Raw genomic sequence first — 18,771 nt, forward strand, 5'->3', positions numbered from 1 at the left:
CGGCCATGAAGGAACTCACCGCAATCGAGCTGGCACGGCGCGTCCTCCATCTCGTCATCAGCCTGTTCATTCTGCTCTCGGTCACCTTCGTCATCGGCCGTGTCCTGCCGGCCGATCCGGTCGGCGCCATTGTCGGCGAGCTGGCGGATCCGGCCGCCTACGAGGCGATGCGGGCGCGGCTCGGCCTCGACCTGCCGATCTACCAGCAGTTCTTCATCTATCTGCAGGGCCTGTTCCGGGGCGATTTCGGCCAAGCCATCCTCACCGGCAACTCGGTCGCCAGCGACATGCTGCAGGCCTTCCCGGCAACCTTCGAGCTGGCGACGCTGGCGATCATCATTTCGGCCGTCATCGGCGTTCCGCTGGGCCTCGCGGCCGCACTGTTCCGCGACAGCTTCATCGACAAGTTCGCCCGCGTCGTGGCTCTGGTCGGCCACTCCATCCCAGTCTTCTGGTTTGGCATCGTCGGGCTGGTGATCTTCTATGCGGCGCTCGACTGGGTCGGCGGACCGGGGCGGATCGACGTCTTCTATGAGGGCATGGTCGAGCCGGTGACCGGCATGCTGCTCGTCGACAGCCTCCTTGCCGGAGAAACCGAGATTTTCTGGAACGCGCTGTCGCACATCATCCTGCCGGCCGCCATCCTCGCCTATATGGCCATGGCCTATATCACCCGCATGACGCGCAGCTTCACCCTGGAACAGTTGAGTCAGGACTACGTGATTGCGGCCCGTGCCAAGGGTGCGGGGCCGGCCCGCACGGTCACCCATCACGTCCTGCCGAACATCGCCGTGCAGTTGATCACGGTGCTTGCGATTTCCTACGGCAATCTGCTCGAAGGAGCGGTGGTGACCGAGATCGTCTTCTCCTGGCCGGGCATCGGCCAATACATGACGAACGCCCTGATGATCGGCGACATGAATGCGGTGCTCGCGGCAACCATCATCGTCGGCTTCGTGTTCATGCTGCTCAACTTCATTGCGGACATTGCCTATGCGATCCTCGATCCACGGACCCGGGAGGCGGTATGATGAGTGACGCGATCCGGACCCATTCAGAAATGCTGCAGTCGCCAGGTCTCACGGAGCGCATGCTTTCGGCGCTCCGCCGCGCGGCCGGCAAGCTTGCCGAGGAGCCGCTCGGTCTGGCTGGCTTCGCGATCATCGGCCTACTCCTGCTGGTGGCCGCCTTCGCGCCGCTGATCGCCCCATATGACCCCACCGCCCAATCGCTGTCGAACGCGCTGCAGCCGCCAAGCCTTGCGCATCTCGCCGGGACCGACGAGTTCGGGCGCGATATCTTCAGCCGGCTCCTCTATGGTTCGCGCATCACTATCCAGACGATCTTCTTCGTTTCGATCATCGTCGGCCCGATCGGGCTCGTTATCGGCGTCGTCTCCGGCTTCTTCGGCGGGCGTACCGACGCGATCCTGATGCGCGCCACCGACATCGTGCTTTCCTTCCCGTCGCTGATCCTGGCGCTCGCCTTCGCGGCGGCGCTCGGTGCCAGCCTGTCGACCGCGATCATCGCGATTTCACTGACTGCTTGGCCGCCGATCGCCCGGCTCGCCCGGGCTGAGGCGCTGGTGGTTCGCAATGCCGACTATGTGGCGGCCGCACGGCTCTACGGGGCGAGCCGGCTTCGCGTCCTCTTCCTCTACATCGCCCCGATGTGCATCCCCTCGGTCATCGTCCGCCTGACGCTCAACATGGCCGGCATCATCCTGACGGCCGCGTCGCTCGGCTTCCTCGGCCTCGGCGCCCAGCCGCCGGCGCCGGAATGGGGCGCGATGATCTCGAGCGGCCGCAAGTTCATGCTCGATTTCTGGTGGGTGGCGGTGATGCCGGGGATTGCCATCCTCCTGACCAGCCTCGCCTTCAACATCGTTGGAGATACGCTCCGCGACATCATGGACCCACGCCATGCCCGATCGTGACGCTTCGCCAATCCTCTCCATCCGCGACCTGAACGTCCGCTTCGGCCGAGACGCGGTCGCCGCCGTCACCGATATAAGCTTCGACATCGGCCGAGAGCGCGTCGGTATCGTCGGCGAATCGGGCTCCGGCAAGTCGACGACCGGCCGGGCGATCATGCGGCTGCTGCCGCCGAAGGCGGGTGTCACCGCGAAGACCATGACCTTCTGCGGCGAGGAGCTGCTTGGCAAGACGGAGCGGCAGATGGACCGCTTGCGGGGACAGGAGATGGCGCTGATCATGCAGGATCCGCGCTATTCGCTGAACCCCGTCCTGTCGATCGGCAAGCAGATCTCCGAATCCGCCCGGCTGCATCTCGGTCTCAAGGGCAAGGAGGCTCTCAAGGCTGCGCGCGACATGCTGGTCCGGGTGCGGATCAGCGATCCGGACCGCGTGATGGGGCAATATCCGCACCAGGTCTCGGGCGGCATGGGCCAGCGCGTGATGATCGCCATGATGCTGATCGCCCGGCCGAAACTCGTGATCGCCGACGAACCGACCTCGGCCCTCGATATGAGCGTGCGCAAGGACGTCCTGCTGCTGCTCGACGAACTGGTGCGCGAGAACAATTCCGGTCTCATCCTCATCAGCCACGACATCCGGATGGTGGCGAGCTTCTGCGACAGGATCATCATCATGTATCGCGGCCGGATCGTCGAGGAACTGACCAGCCTCGACGAGGCGCAGCATCCCTATACGCGGGCTCTCGTCGCCGCCATGCCGGACGCGCGTCACCCGGTGCGGCGACTCGCCGTCATGGACCGCCAGGCGCTCGAAAACATCGGGGGGAGGGTGGAGTGATCAGGGTCGAGAACCTCGATGTGGCTTTCGGGCACGGCCAGAGCCGCCACCACGTGGTGCGCGACGTCAGTTTTTCCGTGGCGCGGGGCGAGACGCTCGGCATCGTCGGCGAGTCCGGCTGCGGCAAGTCCACGCTGTTACGCTCGCTGGCGGGCCTCGAGGGCGGCTGGACGGGGCGCATCTGGTTCGACGGGCGCGAAGTCGGAAAGCTTCGAGGGCGCGAGGAGCGCAAGCTGGCGCAAATGGTGTTCCAGGACCCGTATGGTTCGCTCCACCCGCGCCACCGGATCGGCACGGCGCTGGCCGAACCCGTGAAAGCGATGGGCCATCGCGACGATCGGGAGCGGGTGCTGCGGGCCCTGCGGCAGGTGGGCCTCCCCGCCGATTTCGCCAACCGTTTCCCCCATGAGCTCTCGGGCGGCCAGCGGCAGCGCGTGGCGATCGCCCGCGCCCTGATCCTGTCTCCGCCGATCCTGCTGCTCGACGAGCCGACATCGGCGCTTGACGTGTCGATCCAGGCCGAGGTCCTCAACCTCTTGGCGGACCAGCGCGACGAGCGGAACCTGACATTCGTGCTGGTCAGCCATGATCTCGCCGTCGTTGCCCATATGTGCGATCGGGTTCTGGTGATGAAGAACGGAACGTTCGTCGACCAGTTGACGAAAAACGACCTGCAGCGCGGCGTCGCCCATGATGCCTATGCGCGCGAGCTGTTCGACGCGAGCTTCATGCAGCCGGAACAAGGCTCCTGATGCTGGTAACGAGCTCGGTCCCGTCGAATGGCTTGCTGAGGCGCGGCAGCGCACGGAACCGCTCCGGCAGATCCGATGGCGCATAGCCGGTCAGCAGCAGGACCGGCACCTGGCGTTCAAGCAGTTCGTCGACGAGCGGGTAGACGAGCTCGCCGCGCAAGTTCAGGTCCAGCGTCGCTACGTCGAAACTCTCGGCGCGCGAGGCCGCGATCGACGTGCTGAGGCTGGTGAAAGGCCCAACCACCAGATAGCCGGCCGCAATAAGATCGTCCTCGATTTGTAATGCCACCAGAAATTCATCTTCGACAACGAAGACCCGATATGGCTGCGTGGCGGTCATGGGGAGGGTTCGCGAGGGTAGGGAATGTCGATCATGCAGACCAGGCCTTGCGGCGCGAATTGGAGCTTGACTTCGCCGCCGAGGTCGGAGGCCAAGACGCGTTCCAGCAGCAAGCGGCCGAAACCGTTGCGCTTGGGGGCGAGGACGGCCGGGCCGCCCGATTCGCTCCAGCGAATATGGAGCCGATCGGTTTCCCGGTCTGCGGACCATTCGATGCCGACGCCGCCGGTTTTAACCGAAAGCGCCCCATGTTTCGCGGCGTTGGTGGCAAGTTCGTGGGCCGCCATGCCGAGCGTCAGGGCGTACTTAGGCGGCAGCATCATCGGCGGTCCGGAGAGCGTCACGTTGTTCCTGCCATCGTCGTGATAGGGGGCCAGTTCGTCCAACAGCACGGTTTCCAGCGAGACCCCCGACCAGCTTGCTTCGGCCAGACGCGTATGGGTTTGAGCGAGCGCCCTGATGCGGGCATCGAACGAGCGATGCGCCTCGTGCATCTCCGGGCTGACCGAAAAGGACTGGCGCGCGATCGAGCTTACGATTGCAAGCGTGTTCTTGACCCGGTGGCTGAGCTCGGCGACGAGAAGGTTGCGTTGGGCTTCGGCTTCCTTGCGCTCGGTGATGTCCATGCAAACGCCGGCGAGCTTGCCTGGCTTTGCGGCACCTTGAGGCGAGAACTGCGCGAACGCCTCCATCCAGCGGATCCTCCCGTCGGGGAGCCTGATCCGGTAGACGACGTGATAATCCTCGCGCGTCTCCATCGCCCTGGCGATTTCCAGCTCGACAAGGAGGAGATCGTCGGGATGGATGTCGCGCTTGAAATCCTCAAACGTGCCGCCGAATGTTCCCGGTTCGAGCTGATGTAGCGCCTCGAGGCCCGGCGACCATATGACCTTGCCGGTGGCGATATTCCATTCCCAGGCGCCCATCCGTCCGGCGCCGAGAGCGATCTGCAGCCGTCGTTCGCTCTCCTGCAGCGCTTCTTCGGCCTGCTTGCGCGCGGTGATGTCCACCGATGCGGCCACGGCGCCGACCACCTCCCCGGCGGTGTCGCGCAGCGGCGTGGCGTTGCCAAAGAGGTAACGGGACGTCCCGTCCTCGAAGCGGATTTCTTCCTCGAAGTTCGACACCAACTCGCCGCGCGCCGCACGCTGCACCGGGAGCTCCTCGGGCGACAGCATCTTTCCCAGCGAGAAGACGCGGAAGTTGTCAGGTCGCTCACCCGTCGGGGCCGAGAGCGACAGGTTGCTGTCGGGTGCTTGACGGAGAAGCTCATAGGCGGCTCGGTTGCCGCTGATGACACGGCAATCGGGCGCACGCGCGATCCAGATCGAAGCCGGCACCGCCTCCATGATGGCCATCAACTCGGCTGCGCGTGCCCTCTCACTTGCCTCGTTGCGTCGCAGCTGCTCCTCGGCGAGACGCCGCGCCTCGTCGGCGCGCATGCGCTGGATGCTGAAGCCGAGCTGGCGGGCGATCGTCAATGCGACGTCGACCTCATTGTCGGTGAAAGCATGCGGCTGGTCATAATAGGTCATGAACTTGCCGATGAGCCTGCCGTCGGCGACGAGCGGTATGAAGCCGAGCGCATAGATACCTTCCGCCTCGATGACCGGCCGAAGGGTCGCAACCGCCTCGGCTTGCGCAACATCCTCGAGGAAGATTGGCTGCGGATCCCGCTCATCGCCGGTCCAGGGAGAATGACCGTCCACCGCGGTCCGATATTCTGGCGACAGCCCGCGCCAGGCGACGAAGTGCATCTTTGCGGAACTGTCGGTTGCTGAACTGTCGAAAATCAGAATCGAGGCCCGATGGCAGCAGAGCGCGCCCTGGATGGCATCGAGCGCGGCCTCGTAGACCTCCGAGATGTCCTGGGCCCGGTGCAGCCGCTCGGTCAGGCGGTAAAGCGCGCTCTGTTCGCGCAGGCGAGCGGCCAGCGCCGCGGCGCTCCGCCTTTGTTCGGTGATGTCGCGGGCGATCTTGGACGCACCGATAATGCGGCCGTACGCGTCTCGGACCGGCGAGACGGTCAGCGATATATCGATCAGCCTGCCGTCCTTGCGGCGACGGATCGTCTGGTAGTGATCGATCCGCTCGCCACTACGGATGCGTCTGAGGATGTTGGGCTCCTCGTTTTCATAGCCGGGCGGCATGAGAATGGTGATCGACTTGCCCACCACCTCGTCGGCCAGGTACCCGAACAGCCGCTCGGCGCCCTTGTTCCAACTCGTGATGATGCCGTTCAAATCCTTGGCGACAATGGCGTCGTCTGAGGATTCGACGATCGCCGCCAGATAGCGCGAATCCTTCTCCGCGCTTTTGCGTTCGGTAATGTCGACGAGCAGATTGACGGCGCCGGCAAGTTCACCGGACTTGTCGAAGATCGGCGTGGGATGCGGGAGGAGCAATGCGGTCGAACCGTCCGGTCGAACCGCCACCAGTTCCTGCCCGCGGATCGGCTGGCGCCCTTTCAGCGCCATCGCCATTGGGCATTCGTCGTGCGGCAAGGGCGTGCCGTCTGGGTGACGAAGCTTCCAACTGATGCACCAGCGGTCCTGGCCGAGCACCGGCTGGCGCCCCGCGAGGCTCGCTGCGGCCGGGTTGCAATAGGTGATGAAGCCGTCTGCATCCGTGATGTAAACGGCAACGGCAAGCGCATCGAGTGCCGCTCGAAAATCTGGTGACCCCAACACACTCAGATCGCCCAAATCGAATTTGGGCAGAGTCTCCGCACTGCACATCTGTTCCCTCCGCACGCCGCATAACGCTGGACAACGCCGCTGATCGGAGCTTTGTTCCGAGGCGCCCCAAAAGAGGTAGGGGTGCTCGACCGCATCTCAGATGGTAGGTTCGTCGGAGAGGGTGTAGCCCCTCGGGCTTTCGCGGAGGAGGAGGTCACTCAAAACTGGAGATATACGATGAGCAGAACTGTGCTAAATGCCGTGGGCAAGCCGCTCTATTACAGCGGAAGCTCGACGGCCTGGTTTTCCGCCACCGGATCAGGGCCAACACTCTATGGCACCGCCGGCAATGATTCCATGTGGGGCGACAGTTCCGTCAACGTCACCATGATCGGCGGGAAGGGCGACGACATCTATTATCTCTATTCGGGGATCAACCGGGCCTATGAGGCCGCAGGCGAGGGTGTCGATACCATCAATACCTGGATGAGCTATACGCTGCCGGCAAATTTCGAGAACCTGACCGTTACCGGAAGCGGCCGGTTCGCCTTCGGCAACGATACGGACAACATCATCAAGGGCGGCTCGGGAAGTCAGACGCTCGACGGCGACGGTGGCAACGATGTCCTGATCGGCGCGGGCGGGGCCGACACCTTCGTGTTTGCGCGAGGCAACGGAAGCGACCTCATCACCGACTTCAATTATGACGACACTGTTCGCTTGGACGGCTACGGGTTTACTTCCTTCCAGCAGGTCCTCGCCAATGCGAGCCAGGAAGGGTTCAATCTGCGGATTGCTTTGGCAGATGGCGAGAGCCTGGTGTTCGCCAATACCACTGCCGACCAGTTGCAGGCGCATCAATTCAGGCTCAGCCTCGATCGCTCCGTGCTGACACAGACATTTTCGGACGAGTTCACCACGCTCCAGCTCCGAAGCGGCACGAGCGGCGTCTGGGATCCGAAATTCTGGTGGGCGCCTGAGAAAGGCAGCACGCTTACCGGAAACGGCGAACTGCAATGGTATATCAACCCAAGCTATCAGCCGACGGTTTCGGCCAATCCGTTTTCTGTCAACAACGGCATTCTGACGATTACTGCCAAGCCCGCGTCGGAGGCTCTCCAGGCCGAAATCAACGGCTATGATTACACGTCCGGAATCCTCACGACACACTCGTCCTTCGCCCAGACCTACGGCTATTTCGAAATCCGCGCCGATATGCCGGACGACCAGGGCGTCTGGCCGGCCTTCTGGCTGCTGCCCGCCGATGGCTCCTGGCCACCGGAACTCGACGTCGTCGAAATGCGTGGCCAGGATCCGAATACCGTTATCGCCACCGTTCATTCGAACGAGACCGGCTCGCAGACCAGCATAGCGAGTGCAGTGAAGGTCGCTGACGCCAGCGGCTTTCACAAATACGGGGTGCTTTGGACCGAGGACGAGATCGTCTGGTACTTCGATGATGCGGCGATCGCGCGCGCCGACACGCCGTCGGACATGCACGACCCGATGTATATGCTCGTCAACCTGGCGGTCGGGGGCATCGCCGGCGCGCCGAGCGATGGGCTCGTCGATGGGTCGCAGATGAAGATCGACTATATCAGGGCCTATCAGTTGGACGCCGACTGGCAGATCTAACGACGGAGGCTTGGGAGGCCGACAGCAAGCGGCCGGTCTCCCTTGTAGATGTTACTTCTGGATGCAGGTATCCGCCGTGTCCTTGGTGCATTCGTCGAGACCGGTAAAGACCGGATCCTCGACCGGCTTGCCGGCGATGAGATCGAGCATCACCGACGGCGCCTTGTAGCCCATCTCGAAGGGCCGCTGCCCGACGAGGGCGGTCACCAGACCTTCTTTCGCGATAGCCACTTCCTCGCCGATAGTGTCGGCAGCGCCGATAACGAACTCGTTCTTGGCGATCTTGTCGGCCATGGGCTTGAACAGGTCGCGGTAAGGCTGCGGCGCGCCGAACAGCGGCCACCCGCCCATGATGCCGAAGGCGTCGAGGTCGGGATTGGCGGCCAGGATATCCGTCATCGCCTGCACACCCTTTGCGCCGTCGTCATTGGTGAAGACCGGGCAGCCGGCAACTTCGGTCCAGCCGCCTTCGCCCTTAAGCTCCGCCAGCCCTTTTTGGCCGGTCAGCGCGTCGCGCATGCCCTGGGCGCGGCGCAGGATATTGTCTGCGCCGGGGTTGCCTTCGATGGTGCAAATCTTGCCGCCATTCGGCTTGCCCTTCTTGATGTACTCGCCGATACGGTAGCCCATCAGGTAATTGTCCGTGCCGAGATAGGTCTTGCGAAGGGCCGAATCCTCGGCCGCGAGATCCGCGTCGAGTGTCATGACCGGAACTGTCGGATTTGCGGTCTTGAGCGTCTGGGCAATGAGCTTGGCGTTCGAGGGCGAGATGGCGATTGCCGCGGTATCCGCCTTGCCCAGCATGTCCTGGACGATCTGGGCCTCACCGGCCTCGTCGGATGTCGAGGCAGGGCCGGTGTAGAAGCACTCATATTCCGAATCCGGATTTTCCTTGTTCCACTTCTGACAGCCCTGGTTGATCGCCTCGAAAAACGGGTTGTCGAGGCCTTTCACGACAATGACAAGCTGCTTCTTCTGGGCCAGAGCGGTTCCGGCGCTGAACGCCAGCACGGCTGCGGCAAGCAATAATGCCTTCCTCATGCTTTCCTCCCTTGAAACGCGCGGACACCTCGTGTCCGCGACACCAGTCAGCCGGGATACCAGACGACGCGCGGATCCTCCTCCGAGCGTTCGTACTGCCAGGCAGAGTCTATAAGCTTCTCGAGATCATAGGCGGGTTGCCAGCCCAGCAGGTATTTGGCCTTGCTGTTGTCCATCCAGTTGGAATGGAAGCGGCTGCGGATATTGACGAAGCCAAGAGCGCGCGTGCGGGCGAGATAAGTTGCAACTTCGCCGTAATCGACCGGTCGATCCATCGAGATGTTGAAGAGCTGCCGGACCGCGCAAGGATGATCGATCGCCGCCAGTATCGCCGAGACGAGATCATCGACATGAACGAAGTTGCGCTTTAGCGGTCGCCCGTCGGCGTCCAGCAGCAACGGCACCGTGCCGTCTTTTTCATAGCGCTTCGCATCGGCCTCGGGAACGAGGTCCTTCCACACCGGCCCGCCGAAAACATCGTCGCCGAAGGAGAGGGAGTATTTGAAGTCATCCTTCTCCATGATCCAGGGCGCGCGCAGGCAGCAGCCGTTCAAGCCATATTGGATGCCGTATTGCTCCAGCATCACCTCCTCGAGGACTTTCGACAGGGCGTAGCAGCCCGGATAGGCCCGATGCGGCGTCGCCTCGGTGATGGGGCCGTTGTGCCGGTAATGGAAATGGCCGACGCCTGCATCGCCGCCGATCAGGATGAACTGCCGGGCGGTGTCCCTGGCGCGGAATTCCTCGAGCAGCCAGAACAGTCCCTTGACCGTCACGTCCATGACGCTGTCGGGGGTCTCCTTGCAGGTGGCGAGATGGATGACATGCGTTATCCCGGCAAGGGCGCGGGCGACGAAATCGCGCTCGGCGATCGTTCCGCGAACCACTTCGACACGGTCAGTCTCGGCATGCAGGCGGTTGTGACAAAGCGCACGGATGCGCGCCTTGGAAAAACGCGGATCGTCAAGCAGCCTAGCAATGAGGTGCTGTCCGACCTTGCCCGTTGCCCCGGTGACAAGGATCAGCATGCTCTCCTCCTGCTGATAGCTAATATCGGCGCGCCTCGCGCGTCAACGAATATTTGTAATACAATATGAGTTCGCGCGCATATACGTCTTTATTTGTAGGATGATTGATTGACGCTGTTCCGCGCATTTGCGTAAATGGAGATCGCATCACCCAGGGGAGGAGACCCGGCAGCGGCGTCATACAGGCTTCGTCCCGACGAGGTATGCGTGAGCACGGCTTCTGCCAGCTATCGGGAGGCTAACGTGGCGGTTCTCGAACTCGCCAATGTTTCCAAGCATTTCGGCGCCATCCAGGCGGTCAACGACGTTTCCTTCGCGCTTCAGGCGGGCGAGGTCGTCGGCCTCATGGGCGATAACGGCGCCGGCAAATCGACGCTCGTCAAAATGATCGCCGGAAATTTCCGGCCAAGCCATGGCACTATGCGCATGAATGGGGCTGATCTCGTCATGCATCGCCCCGTCGAAGCGCGCAAGCATGGTATCGAGATTGTCCACCAGGACCTGGCGCTCTGCGATAACCTCACGGCGGCGGCGAACGTGTTCCTCGGTCGGGAGTTGCGGCGCGGTATCGGACCGTTGCGCATTCTCGATTACAAATCCATGTACCGGCGTGCCGGCGAGATCTTCAGGGAGCTCAAATCGGAAACCCGCCCGCGCGATCTCGTCAAGCAGATGTCCGGTGGCCAGCGGCAGGCAGTCGCGATCGCCCGCACCATGCTATCGGAGGCCAAGATCGTGCTGATGGACGAACCGACGGCGGCGATCTCCGTTCGCCAGGTCGCGGAAGTGCTGAATCTCATCCGCCATTTGCGCGACCGCGGCATCGCCGTGGTGCTGATCAGCCACCGCATGCCGGACGTCTTCGACGTTGCCGATCGCGTCATCGTCATGCGGCGCGGCCGGAAGGTTGCCGACAAGGCGATTGCGGCGAGCTCGCCCGAAGAGGTCACGGGCCTGATCACCGGGGCGATCGAACAGGTATAGTGGGGCTCAGGAAAAGCGAAGGTCGGTCATGGCAATTACCTTGGATCGAGCGATTGGGCAGAGGCAGCAGGGCTGGATCACCTCGGTTCTGTCCAGCCAGACATTCTGGGTGCTGATCGCCGTCATTCTGGCCTGCCTTTTCCTGTCGGTCGCGACGGATACCTTCGCGACCCCGAAGAACCTCTACAACATCACCCGCAATTTCACCTTCGTGGCGATCATTGCGCTGGGCATGACGCTAGTGATCATCACTGGCGGTATCGACCTGTCGGTCGGATCTGTCCTTTGTCTCTGCAGCATGGTGCTCGCGGTGGTCATGAATGCTGGCTATAGCATCGAAGTGGGGATTGCCGCCTCGGTCGGCACGGCCCTGTTGATCGGAGGTTTCAACGGCGTGATGATCGCCTATCTCGGCTTTCCGCCCTTCGTCATCACGCTCGGCATGTTGTCGATCGCGCGCAGCCTGGCGATGGTCGCCTCCAACAACACCGTCGTCTTCCAGTTCGGTCCGGATCACGACACTCTGCTGGCGCTTGGCGGCGGCGCCTGGTTCTTTGGCATCGCCAATCCGGTGATCTACATGATCGTACTGGCGCTGCTCACCGGCTTCGTGCTGCGCTGGACGAAGTTCGGCCGCTACGTCTTCGCGATCGGCGGCAACGAGCACGCCGCGACGCTGACGGGCGTCCCGGTCCGTCGCATCAAGGTTGCCGTCTACATGATTTCGGCACTCGCGGCGGGCGTCGCCGGCATCATCCAGACCGGCTGGCTCGGCGCCGTCACCACCAACATTGGCGCCGGCATGGAGCTCCAGGTGATCGCCGCGGCGGTCATCGGCGGTGCCAACCTGGCCGGCGGCGTCGGTACCGCTTCAGGCGCGCTGATCGGTGCGGCGCTGATCGAAGTGATCCGCAACAGTCTCGGCCTGCTTGGGATCAATGCCTTCTGGCAGGGAACCTTCATCGGCGGCGCGACGGTGCTCGCCGTTCTGTTCGATCGCATTCGCAGTTTCCGCCAGAGCGAGTAAGGGCGGTCGAGCCGCTCAGCCCTTGGTGAGGATGCGCTGCATTTCCATCATGGCTGCGTCGTGTTGCGGGTCGCGCCCGGCCGCGTAGGGCAGGCTGAAGGGCACGGCTATGTCCGGTTCGACGCCGCGGCCTTCCAAACGAAGAGTGTCGTCGATGACCGCATCGGAGACCGCCACTTCCAGAAGACTGTCATCGGGAAGAAGAAAGGCGCGTCCGGCGAGCAGGGCGCCGGCCGTCCGTGAGCCGACGAGCGGTATGCCATTCACCTTCAGGGCATGCGCGAAGAGCTCGAGGCCGCTTCTCGATCCCTGATCGATAATCGCCACTACCGGCCGCCGCCAGCGAACGGTTCCGAACATGTCCTTGCCGTCCCGCGAGATCAGCCGGAACGTCGGCACCCCGCCGACGAAAAGGTCCGCCGCGTCCGGCGGGCCGCCGCCCCATCGACCGCGCAGGTCGACAATAACCCCGTCGGCGTTTTTGAGGCGACCGCCGGCGAGTTCACGGGCGACGATGTCGAGGCCGTCGCGGGTCGACAGCGTCCAGAGCCGCAGATAGCCGATGCGCCGCCCATCCCGTTCGGTCACCGCTATGCTGTTCTCGATCGCCTTTTCGAACGTGCGCAGCGGCTGCAGCCGCTCGACGGCGACCGTGACGGTGATCGGCAGTGCGTCGCGGTGCCGGCGCAGCCGGACGTCGACGGTTCGGCCGATTTTGTCGCGGAAGGAAGCGATCTCGCGGTAGGGCAGACCGTCCACGGAGAGGATCTCGTCGCCGAGCCTGATGCCTGCCCGGGCGGCGGGGGCCCCGTCATAGACATCGCTGACGAAGCGCTGACGGCCTTCCACCCGCGTAACCATGCCAATTCCGGCATAACGAACTTCGCCGTCCGGCGGAAACAAGCGTTTGATGTCGTTGCGGATGGCGAAGCGGAATATGTCGGCCAGTTCGTAATAGTCGATCGTGTCGTCGGTGAAGCGGCCGGTATGCGACACGCCGAGGCTGGCAAGCACGGTGTCGACTGCCGCATCGACGCGATCCTCCGAGCTCTTCGCGGTCAGCCTGCCGCGCTCATCCGAGACCTGGCGGCGGACCGCGGCACTGAAGCGATCAAGCGCGGATGTGTCATAAAAATTGTCGACGACTAACTCGACGGCGCGATCGAAGACCGCATGGCCGGAACGGGGCAGATCCAGCGCGAACCCGTGGCAGGGCACGAGCAAGAGCAGGAGCGCGAATGGCAGGGAGCGACTGGTCTTCATCGTTGCGGAACCATGTTTCCCATGATGCCCAACACTATCCGCAAAGCCGCGGCCGGATCGAGACTCCCCTCAACAACATTCCGTGAAGCCAATGGCCGTAGCCGCCGCGAAATTCAGCTTCGGCTCTCGGGATTGCGATGCCGCAAATGCCCGAAACGAAAGCGTCCGGCGGCGGCCGCGCGTACCATCATCATCTCGCCGATGGTTTCGTGGGTCATCAGGCCGACGAGGCGGTCCATGCTGTCCACGACCGCGACGGCAGGGGAGCTCGCCTCCTGCATGAGGCGGAGGCTTTCGTCGAGGCGCTTGCGATGGTGGATTCTCGGCACGTCACGGCGCATCGCCAGGACGACGGGCGTTGTCGCGCCCTTTTCCTTCAATGTACGGATCATATCGTCCCGGGTGAGCAGGCCCTCGAAATGCCCGGAGGCGTCGACCACGGGGAACTCGCGCTGCGTCGTCGCAAGCAGCGCTTCGATGGCCTCGTCGATGCTCGCCGTGCGGTCAAGCTTCGCGAATTCGGTAATCATTACGTCGCTCACCAGAACGCTGCCGGAAACTTCGCGGATCTGGGCGTTCTGCGCTTCCGCGGTCGCTGCCAGATAGACGAAGATTGCGATGAAGATCAGCAGCGGATTGTAGAACAGGCCGACGAAACCGAAGACGAAGGCGAGGCCCTGGCCGATCATTGCGGCGATCTGGGTGGCGCGCGGCCAGCTCAAGCGCGAGGCAAGCGCGGCGCGCAGGACGCGGCCGCCATCCATCGGAAAGGCCGGGATCATGTTGAAAAGTACCAGAAACACATTCACCCCGGCGAGCCGCGCCAGAAAGCTCATATGCGGGTCCTCGATCCCGGCGATCTGCTCCAGGCCGATCGAGGTCCTGAGCACAAGAATGAGGACGCCGGCGATCGCCACGTTGACGAGCGGGCCGGCGATCGCGATCACGAATTCCGCCCCCGGCTCCTCCGGCATGCGCTCGAGCCGGGCGACACCGCCGATCGGAAGCAGGGTAATATCCGGCGTCTTGATGCCGAAATGGCGAGCCGCGGCAATGTGCCCGAATTCGTGCAGCACGACGCAGCCGAATACAGCCAGGACAAAGGCGATCCCTTCCAGCGCGGCCGGTGTACCGCCGATCCGGTAGTGCATCAGCCAGATCCAGACGAGCAGCAGCGCAAAGGTCACATGCACGCGGAGCGCGGTGCCGGCAATCGTCCCAATCCTGAATGACCAAGCCATGCGCGATGCGCTCCTGCCGTACGGGATAGACCGTGACCGAGTGTACGCTGCCGGCGGCGGCTTGGACATCGCCTCGATCGTCTACCGGGCGGCGGCGCAAACTCGAATGTACAATCAATGGCCGGCAGGTTCGTTCCCTGCGGCTGCCGAAGCGTCATCGGGATCGATCGCGATCGATCTGCGTCTGACATCGCCCGGACGCCTGAACGCCCCTAATAGGCTCTTGCCGGGACAAAAAGACAGATCGTCCTTCCGCGGTCTTCGCCCGCCGCCGAGCACCAGTGATATTCGCCGTCCGGCGATATGCGGACCCTTCTGTCGGAATAGGGCAGGACCTCGCCGGTAGCGTTGATGATGTAGCCTTGGGGTCGTTCGCTTACGGCCGTCTGGTTGACGTGACGGCAGTCGAAGTTCGAACAGCAGGAGTTCGGATATTTCCAGCCGCTTGGCGCGTCATGGGCGTAAGCAAAGGTGGTCGTAGACAATCCGACGAGCAAAAAGAAAATTCCGCGCATTGCGATCTCCTTCTCCAGCAGGATGTCGAGAGAACGCGTTACATTCGAAATCCGCTTTAACCATTGGAATCGAATAGCTTTTATGGGCTCGGGATCGAGCCCCCGCAAAAACACTGCGATCGGCAAGGACAGTCGCCAATTCCCCAACGAGAGCCACTGGTTCGGACCCGACGGCGTTCGCTGGTGCTTACAAACGGTGGGATCATCCAAATTGATCCACATCAGCGCCGTACATTTCAAATCCGGCGAATTCACGTCTTGGCGCTGCAATTGGTGCCAGCAGCCACCTCTTGATTGTGACGAGGCAGGTTGCGGCCCACTCAGGACTGCTGGATATGGAGGGCGTCGCTGGCGCCTTCGACAAGCTCCATCGGCCAGAGCTTGCTCGCCGTCCCATGCGGATAATGCTCGCGGAAGGCCGGCATGGTCGAGAGCAGCGTTTCGGCCAGGGCTACGCCGAGATCGCGCAGCGCTAGCCGAAAGCAGGTGAGCGAGGGTGAGAGGAACTGCGCATGCGGGCTGTAGCGTCCGATGACCGCGATATCGCGTCCGGGCTTCACGCCTGCCTCCGAAAGCGCCCGGTAAAAACCGATCGAGATCGTCTCGTTGATCAGCACGATGGCGGTCGGGCGCTCGTCGAGTGAGAGAAGTTCGCGGCCGATCTCATATCCGCCCGCTTCATTGGGCGTGGACCGGAAGATCAATTCCTCGTCAAGCGTTAGTCCGTGGGCGGCCAGCGCCTCGCGGCAGCGTTCGACGAAGACATAGCCGAGATTGACGTCGTCATGCGGGCGTGTGACGGCGATGCGGCGATGGCCGCGCGCCACCAGCCGGTCGATGGACGCCTGCGCCATGCCCTCGAAATCGAGATCGAGCCAGGGCTGGCCGGCATCCGTCAGGGTCCGGCCAAGGGTGACAAAGGGAATGTTGCGCTCGGACAGAAGCTCGACACGGGCATCGTGCCGTTGCGTCGCCGAGAGGATCATCCCGTCGGCAAAGCCGCGGGTCACCACGCGGCGCAGATAATCCGCCGGGTCCTCCTGCGACGAGCAGAGCAGCGCGACGAGATCGAGCTTGTGCCTGGCGAAGACCGCCTGCACCCCGTCGAAGACGCTCATGAAGAACGTGTCGCCTTGACCGGTGATCTCCGTACCGGTCTGCATCATGAAACCGATGATGTTGGTCGTGCCCTGGCGCAGGCTTCGCCCCGACTGGTTTGGCACATAGCCGAGTTCCTTGGCCGCCGCCAGCACCCGCCGGCGCGTCTCCTCGTTGACATCCGGGCGATCGTTCAGTGCTCGGGAAACCGTTCCAATCGAGATGTCGAGATGCTGCGCAAGCCGCCGAATGCCCTTCATTGTCGGAGTGTTTCCTCCTCTGCCGCTTGCCGTTCCCGATTCCCTATTGACATGTTTCGGAAACTCCGCATAGTTCCGTAAACGTTTACGGAGGCCGATACAAGGCGAAATCGTCATCGTTCAGGAGGAGAAGCGTGATCTTGCGCGCAGTTCTATGCGGGTGCGGAGCCATGGCCAGAGGCTGGGTGAGGGCAATCGCCGCCAACCCCGATCTCCGGTCGGAGATCCGGTTCGTCGGGCTTGTCGACGTCAAGCTGGAGGTCGCCACCGCGCTTGCCGCCGAGGTCGATCTTCAGGACGTCGTCATCGGACCCGATCTCGACGCGGTGCTGGCTGAAACGAAGCCGGACATCCTCTTCGATATCGTCGTACCGGCTGCGCGTCGCGACGTGGTCGCGGCCGGATTCCGGCATGGCTGCCACGTTCTGAGCGAGAAGCCGATGGCCGCTTCGCTGGCGGACGGCCGGGAGTTAATCCGTCTCGCCGATGAGGCGGGGAAGCTGCATGCGGTCGTGCAGAACCGCCGCTTCATCTCGGGTGTGCGCCGGATCCGCCGTTTCGTCGACGAGGGTGCACTCGGAGAACTCACCGGCATCCACTGCGACTTCTTCATCGGTGCCCATTTCGGCGGATTCCGGGAAGAAATGGAGCACGTGCTGCTTCTGGACATGGCAATCCACACGTTCGACGCCGCCCGCTTCATCGCAGACAAGAAGCCGCTTGCCGTTTATTGCTATGAGGAGAACCCGCGCGGCTCCTGGTATCGTCACGGCGCTGCCGCGATGGCGATCTTCGAACTTTCGGATGACGTGACCTTTACCTACCGCGGCTCCTGGTGCGCCGAAGGCGCCAATACGAGCTGGGAGAGCGCCTGGCGGATCACCGGGACGCGGGGCACCCTGCTTTGGGATGGCGCCGAGAGCTTCCATGCCCATACGGTCGCGGGCGGCGAAGGCCTGCAACGCGAACCGCTGCCGCTCGAAATCCCGGAACCCTCCGACCCGCGGCAGACGCACGGGCATGTCAGCGTGATTGCCGATTTCGTCGCATCTATCCGCAGTGGGCAGAAGCCGGAAACGGCGAGCGACGACAATATCAACAGCCTTGCCATGGTGTTCGCGGCGATCGAGAGCGCCCGCACCCGGCAGCGCGTGACAATCTGAGCGAGGCATTTGATGAGCAATCCAGCCAAGTCCATTCGCATCGGCACAATGGTCAGCGCCACCAAGGGCGAGGCGGCGAAGCGCATCGCCGAGATCGCTGACCTCGGCTTCGAGAGTTTCGAGCCGTTCTTCTGGCAGACGACCAACGGGCAGGATCTCGCCGAGTTGGGCAAACGTTGCCGCGAGGCGATCGGCGATCGCGACATCACCATCTCGACGCTTGGCATGTTCGGCAATCCTCTCGAGGAGACCGACATCGACCTGCAGACGCTTCAAGGCTGGAAGGCCTGCATCGACAATGCCCACCATTTCGGGGCGACCTGCGTCGCCGGATTCACCGGCCGCATTCGCAACCGGCCGCTCACCGACAGCCTGCCGCGTTACCGGAAGGTCTGGCGGGAGCTTGCAGCGCGTGCCGCCGACAGGGGCGTCAAGATTGCCTTCGAGAACTGCGCTATGGACGGCAACTGGGCGACGGGCGACTGGAACATCGCACACAATCCCGACGCCTGGGAACTGATCTTCAACGAGACGCCAGACGACCACATCGGGCTCGAATGGGAGCCCTGCCACCAGATGGTCTACTTGATCGAGCCATTGCCGCAGATCCGCAAATGGGCACACAAGATTTTTCACGTGCACGGCAAGGACGCGACGATCCGCTGGGACGTCATCCGCGAGCACGGGATATTCGGCAAGGAGAAGTTCGTCTTCATGCGCACGCCTGGCTTCGGTGACAGCAACTGGACCGACATCATTTCCGAGTTGAGGCTCGCCGGCTGGTCCGGCTCGATCGATATCGAAGGCTGGCACGATCCGGTCTATCGCGACGCGTTGGAAATGACCGGCCAGGTGCACGCGCTCAATTACCTGAAGACCTGCCGGGGAGGTGACTTCGTCGCCGATCCTGCCTGAGGCATGCCCGACGGCCGGCGTGGAGGATGCCGGCCGCGGGTCAACATTGAGAGGAGG

General features: G+C 63.0%; 17 protein-coding genes. 9 read left to right on the top strand and 8 right to left on the bottom strand.

What is annotated here, in order from left to right:
- Positions 1-5 precede the first annotated feature (5 nt).
- Genes SS05631_RS22910 through SS05631_RS22925 form a run of 4 tightly spaced genes read left to right on the top strand, consistent with a single transcriptional unit; the run spans position 6 to position 3,526 of the window.
- Entirely contained in the window at positions 6-1,031 is a 1,026-nt protein-coding gene (locus SS05631_RS22910; protein ID WP_037425655.1) for an ABC transporter permease, read from the top strand.
- Complete coding sequence (locus SS05631_RS22915) at positions 1,031-1,936, top strand: ABC transporter permease (RefSeq protein WP_037425652.1); 906 nt, start codon at positions 1,031-1,033, stop codon at positions 1,934-1,936. The genes SS05631_RS22910 and SS05631_RS22915 overlap by 1 nt, the downstream gene beginning before the upstream one ends.
- Positions 1,923-2,774, top strand: coding sequence for an ABC transporter ATP-binding protein (locus SS05631_RS22920; protein WP_037425649.1), 852 nt, complete (start codon positions 1,923-1,925; stop codon positions 2,772-2,774). The genes SS05631_RS22915 and SS05631_RS22920 overlap by 14 nt, the downstream gene beginning before the upstream one ends.
- Positions 2,771-3,526 carry an ABC transporter ATP-binding protein gene (locus tag SS05631_RS22925; protein ID WP_095678071.1) on the top strand — a complete coding sequence of 252 codons (756 nt, stop codon included), beginning with the start codon at positions 2,771-2,773 and terminating at the stop codon, positions 3,524-3,526. The genes SS05631_RS22920 and SS05631_RS22925 overlap by 4 nt, the downstream gene beginning before the upstream one ends.
- On the opposite strand, the gene SS05631_RS22930 is transcribed toward SS05631_RS22925, so the two are convergent.
- Together SS05631_RS22930 and SS05631_RS22935 are read right to left on the bottom strand one after the other, a co-directional pair.
- Positions 3,501-3,866 carry a response regulator gene (locus SS05631_RS22930; RefSeq protein ID WP_037425643.1) on the bottom strand — a complete coding sequence of 122 codons (366 nt, stop codon included), beginning with the start codon at positions 3,864-3,866 and terminating at the stop codon, positions 3,501-3,503. The genes SS05631_RS22925 and SS05631_RS22930 overlap by 26 nt on opposite strands.
- Positions 3,863-6,604 carry a PAS domain S-box protein gene (locus SS05631_RS22935; RefSeq protein WP_037425641.1) on the bottom strand — a complete coding sequence of 914 codons (2,742 nt, stop codon included), beginning with the start codon at positions 6,602-6,604 and terminating at the stop codon, positions 3,863-3,865. The genes SS05631_RS22930 and SS05631_RS22935 overlap by 4 nt, the downstream gene beginning before the upstream one ends.
- A gap of 177 nt (positions 6,605-6,781) precedes the next feature.
- Here SS05631_RS22935 and SS05631_RS22940 point away from each other — a divergent pair, with 177 nt between their 5' ends.
- Positions 6,782-8,179 (top strand): family 16 glycosylhydrolase, encoded by a 1,398-nt coding sequence (locus tag SS05631_RS22940; RefSeq protein WP_037425638.1) that lies wholly within the window; start codon positions 6,782-6,784, stop codon positions 8,177-8,179.
- A gap of 51 nt (positions 8,180-8,230) precedes the next feature.
- Here SS05631_RS22940 and SS05631_RS22945 read toward each other — a convergent pair whose 3' ends face one another.
- A complete protein-coding gene (locus SS05631_RS22945; protein ID WP_037425634.1) occupies positions 8,231-9,220 on the bottom strand; it encodes a sugar-binding protein in 990 nt (329 codons plus the stop codon).
- 47 nt (positions 9,221-9,267) lie between these two features.
- The gene (locus SS05631_RS22950; RefSeq protein WP_037425631.1) at positions 9,268-10,248 is read right to left on the bottom strand and encodes an NAD(P)-dependent oxidoreductase; all 981 of its coding nucleotides are present in this window, start codon (positions 10,246-10,248) and stop codon (positions 9,268-9,270) included.
- 207 nt (positions 10,249-10,455) lie between these two features.
- Between SS05631_RS22950 and SS05631_RS22955 the strand changes: the two genes are divergently transcribed.
- Positions 10,456-11,232 (top strand): ATP-binding cassette domain-containing protein, encoded by a 777-nt coding sequence (locus SS05631_RS22955; protein WP_050988372.1) that lies wholly within the window; start codon positions 10,456-10,458, stop codon positions 11,230-11,232.
- Positions 11,233-11,260: 28 nt separating this feature from the next.
- Positions 11,261-12,259, top strand: coding sequence for an ABC transporter permease (locus tag SS05631_RS22960; RefSeq protein ID WP_037425626.1), 999 nt, complete (start codon positions 11,261-11,263; stop codon positions 12,257-12,259).
- Between the two features lie 15 nt (positions 12,260-12,274).
- Here SS05631_RS22960 and SS05631_RS22965 read toward each other — a convergent pair whose 3' ends face one another.
- From SS05631_RS22965 to SS05631_RS22980, 4 genes are all read right to left on the bottom strand, one after another.
- Complete coding sequence (locus SS05631_RS22965; protein WP_037425624.1) at positions 12,275-13,522, bottom strand: S41 family peptidase; 1,248 nt, start codon at positions 13,520-13,522, stop codon at positions 12,275-12,277.
- Between the two features lie 113 nt (positions 13,523-13,635).
- Positions 13,636-14,763 (bottom strand): site-2 protease family protein, encoded by a 1,128-nt coding sequence (locus SS05631_RS22970; protein WP_037425621.1) that lies wholly within the window; start codon positions 14,761-14,763, stop codon positions 13,636-13,638.
- 212 nt (positions 14,764-14,975) lie between these two features.
- The gene (locus SS05631_RS22975) at positions 14,976-15,278 is read right to left on the bottom strand and encodes a hypothetical protein (RefSeq protein ID WP_037380159.1); all 303 of its coding nucleotides are present in this window, start codon (positions 15,276-15,278) and stop codon (positions 14,976-14,978) included.
- 320 nt (positions 15,279-15,598) lie between these two features.
- Entirely contained in the window at positions 15,599-16,636 is a 1,038-nt protein-coding gene (locus SS05631_RS22980) for a LacI family DNA-binding transcriptional regulator (protein ID WP_037425619.1), read from the bottom strand.
- Positions 16,637-16,770: 134 nt separating this feature from the next.
- Between SS05631_RS22980 and SS05631_RS22985 the strand changes: the two genes are divergently transcribed.
- Together SS05631_RS22985 and SS05631_RS22990 are read left to right on the top strand one after the other, a co-directional pair.
- Positions 16,771-17,799, top strand: a complete 1,029-nt coding sequence (locus SS05631_RS22985; protein WP_037425616.1) for a Gfo/Idh/MocA family oxidoreductase — start codon at positions 16,771-16,773, stop codon at positions 17,797-17,799.
- Between the two features lie 12 nt (positions 17,800-17,811).
- Complete coding sequence (locus tag SS05631_RS22990) at positions 17,812-18,714, top strand: sugar phosphate isomerase/epimerase (protein ID WP_037425613.1); 903 nt, start codon at positions 17,812-17,814, stop codon at positions 18,712-18,714.
- Positions 18,715-18,771 lie beyond the last annotated feature (57 nt).

The organism is Sinorhizobium sp. CCBAU 05631, assembly GCF_002288505.1.
GTDB lineage: Bacteria > Pseudomonadota > Alphaproteobacteria > Rhizobiales > Rhizobiaceae > Sinorhizobium > Sinorhizobium fredii_C.

Excerpts from the sequence above, each read along its gene's own strand:
- SS05631_RS22965 (WP_037425624.1), bottom strand. The coding sequence starts at position 13,522 with ATGAAGACCAGTCGCTCCCTGCCATTCGCGCTCCTGCTCTTGCTCGTG.
- SS05631_RS22915 (WP_037425652.1), top strand. The coding sequence starts at position 1,031 with ATGAGTGACGCGATCCGGACCCATTCAGAAATGCTGCAGTCGCCAGGT.
- SS05631_RS22940 (WP_037425638.1), top strand. The coding sequence starts at position 6,782 with ATGAGCAGAACTGTGCTAAATGCCGTGGGCAAGCCGCTCTATTACAGC.
- SS05631_RS22950 (WP_037425631.1), bottom strand. The coding sequence starts at position 10,248 with ATGCTGATCCTTGTCACCGGGGCAACGGGCAAGGTCGGACAGCACCTC.
- SS05631_RS22920 (WP_037425649.1), top strand. The coding sequence starts at position 1,923 with ATGCCCGATCGTGACGCTTCGCCAATCCTCTCCATCCGCGACCTGAAC.
- SS05631_RS22980 (WP_037425619.1), bottom strand. The coding sequence starts at position 16,636 with ATGAAGGGCATTCGGCGGCTTGCGCAGCATCTCGACATCTCGATTGGA.
- SS05631_RS22960 (WP_037425626.1), top strand. The coding sequence starts at position 11,261 with ATGGCAATTACCTTGGATCGAGCGATTGGGCAGAGGCAGCAGGGCTGG.
- SS05631_RS22975 (WP_037380159.1), bottom strand. The coding sequence starts at position 15,278 with ATGCGCGGAATTTTCTTTTTGCTCGTCGGATTGTCTACGACCACCTTT.
- SS05631_RS22910 (WP_037425655.1), top strand. The coding sequence starts at position 6 with ATGAAGGAACTCACCGCAATCGAGCTGGCACGGCGCGTCCTCCATCTC.
- SS05631_RS22930 (WP_037425643.1), bottom strand. The coding sequence starts at position 3,866 with ATGACCGCCACGCAGCCATATCGGGTCTTCGTTGTCGAAGATGAATTT.
- SS05631_RS22935 (WP_037425641.1), bottom strand. The coding sequence starts at position 6,604 with ATGTGCAGTGCGGAGACTCTGCCCAAATTCGATTTGGGCGATCTGAGT.
- SS05631_RS22945 (WP_037425634.1), bottom strand. The coding sequence starts at position 9,220 with ATGAGGAAGGCATTATTGCTTGCCGCAGCCGTGCTGGCGTTCAGCGCC.
- SS05631_RS22990 (WP_037425613.1), top strand. The coding sequence starts at position 17,812 with ATGAGCAATCCAGCCAAGTCCATTCGCATCGGCACAATGGTCAGCGCC.
- SS05631_RS22970 (WP_037425621.1), bottom strand. The coding sequence starts at position 14,763 with ATGGCTTGGTCATTCAGGATTGGGACGATTGCCGGCACCGCGCTCCGC.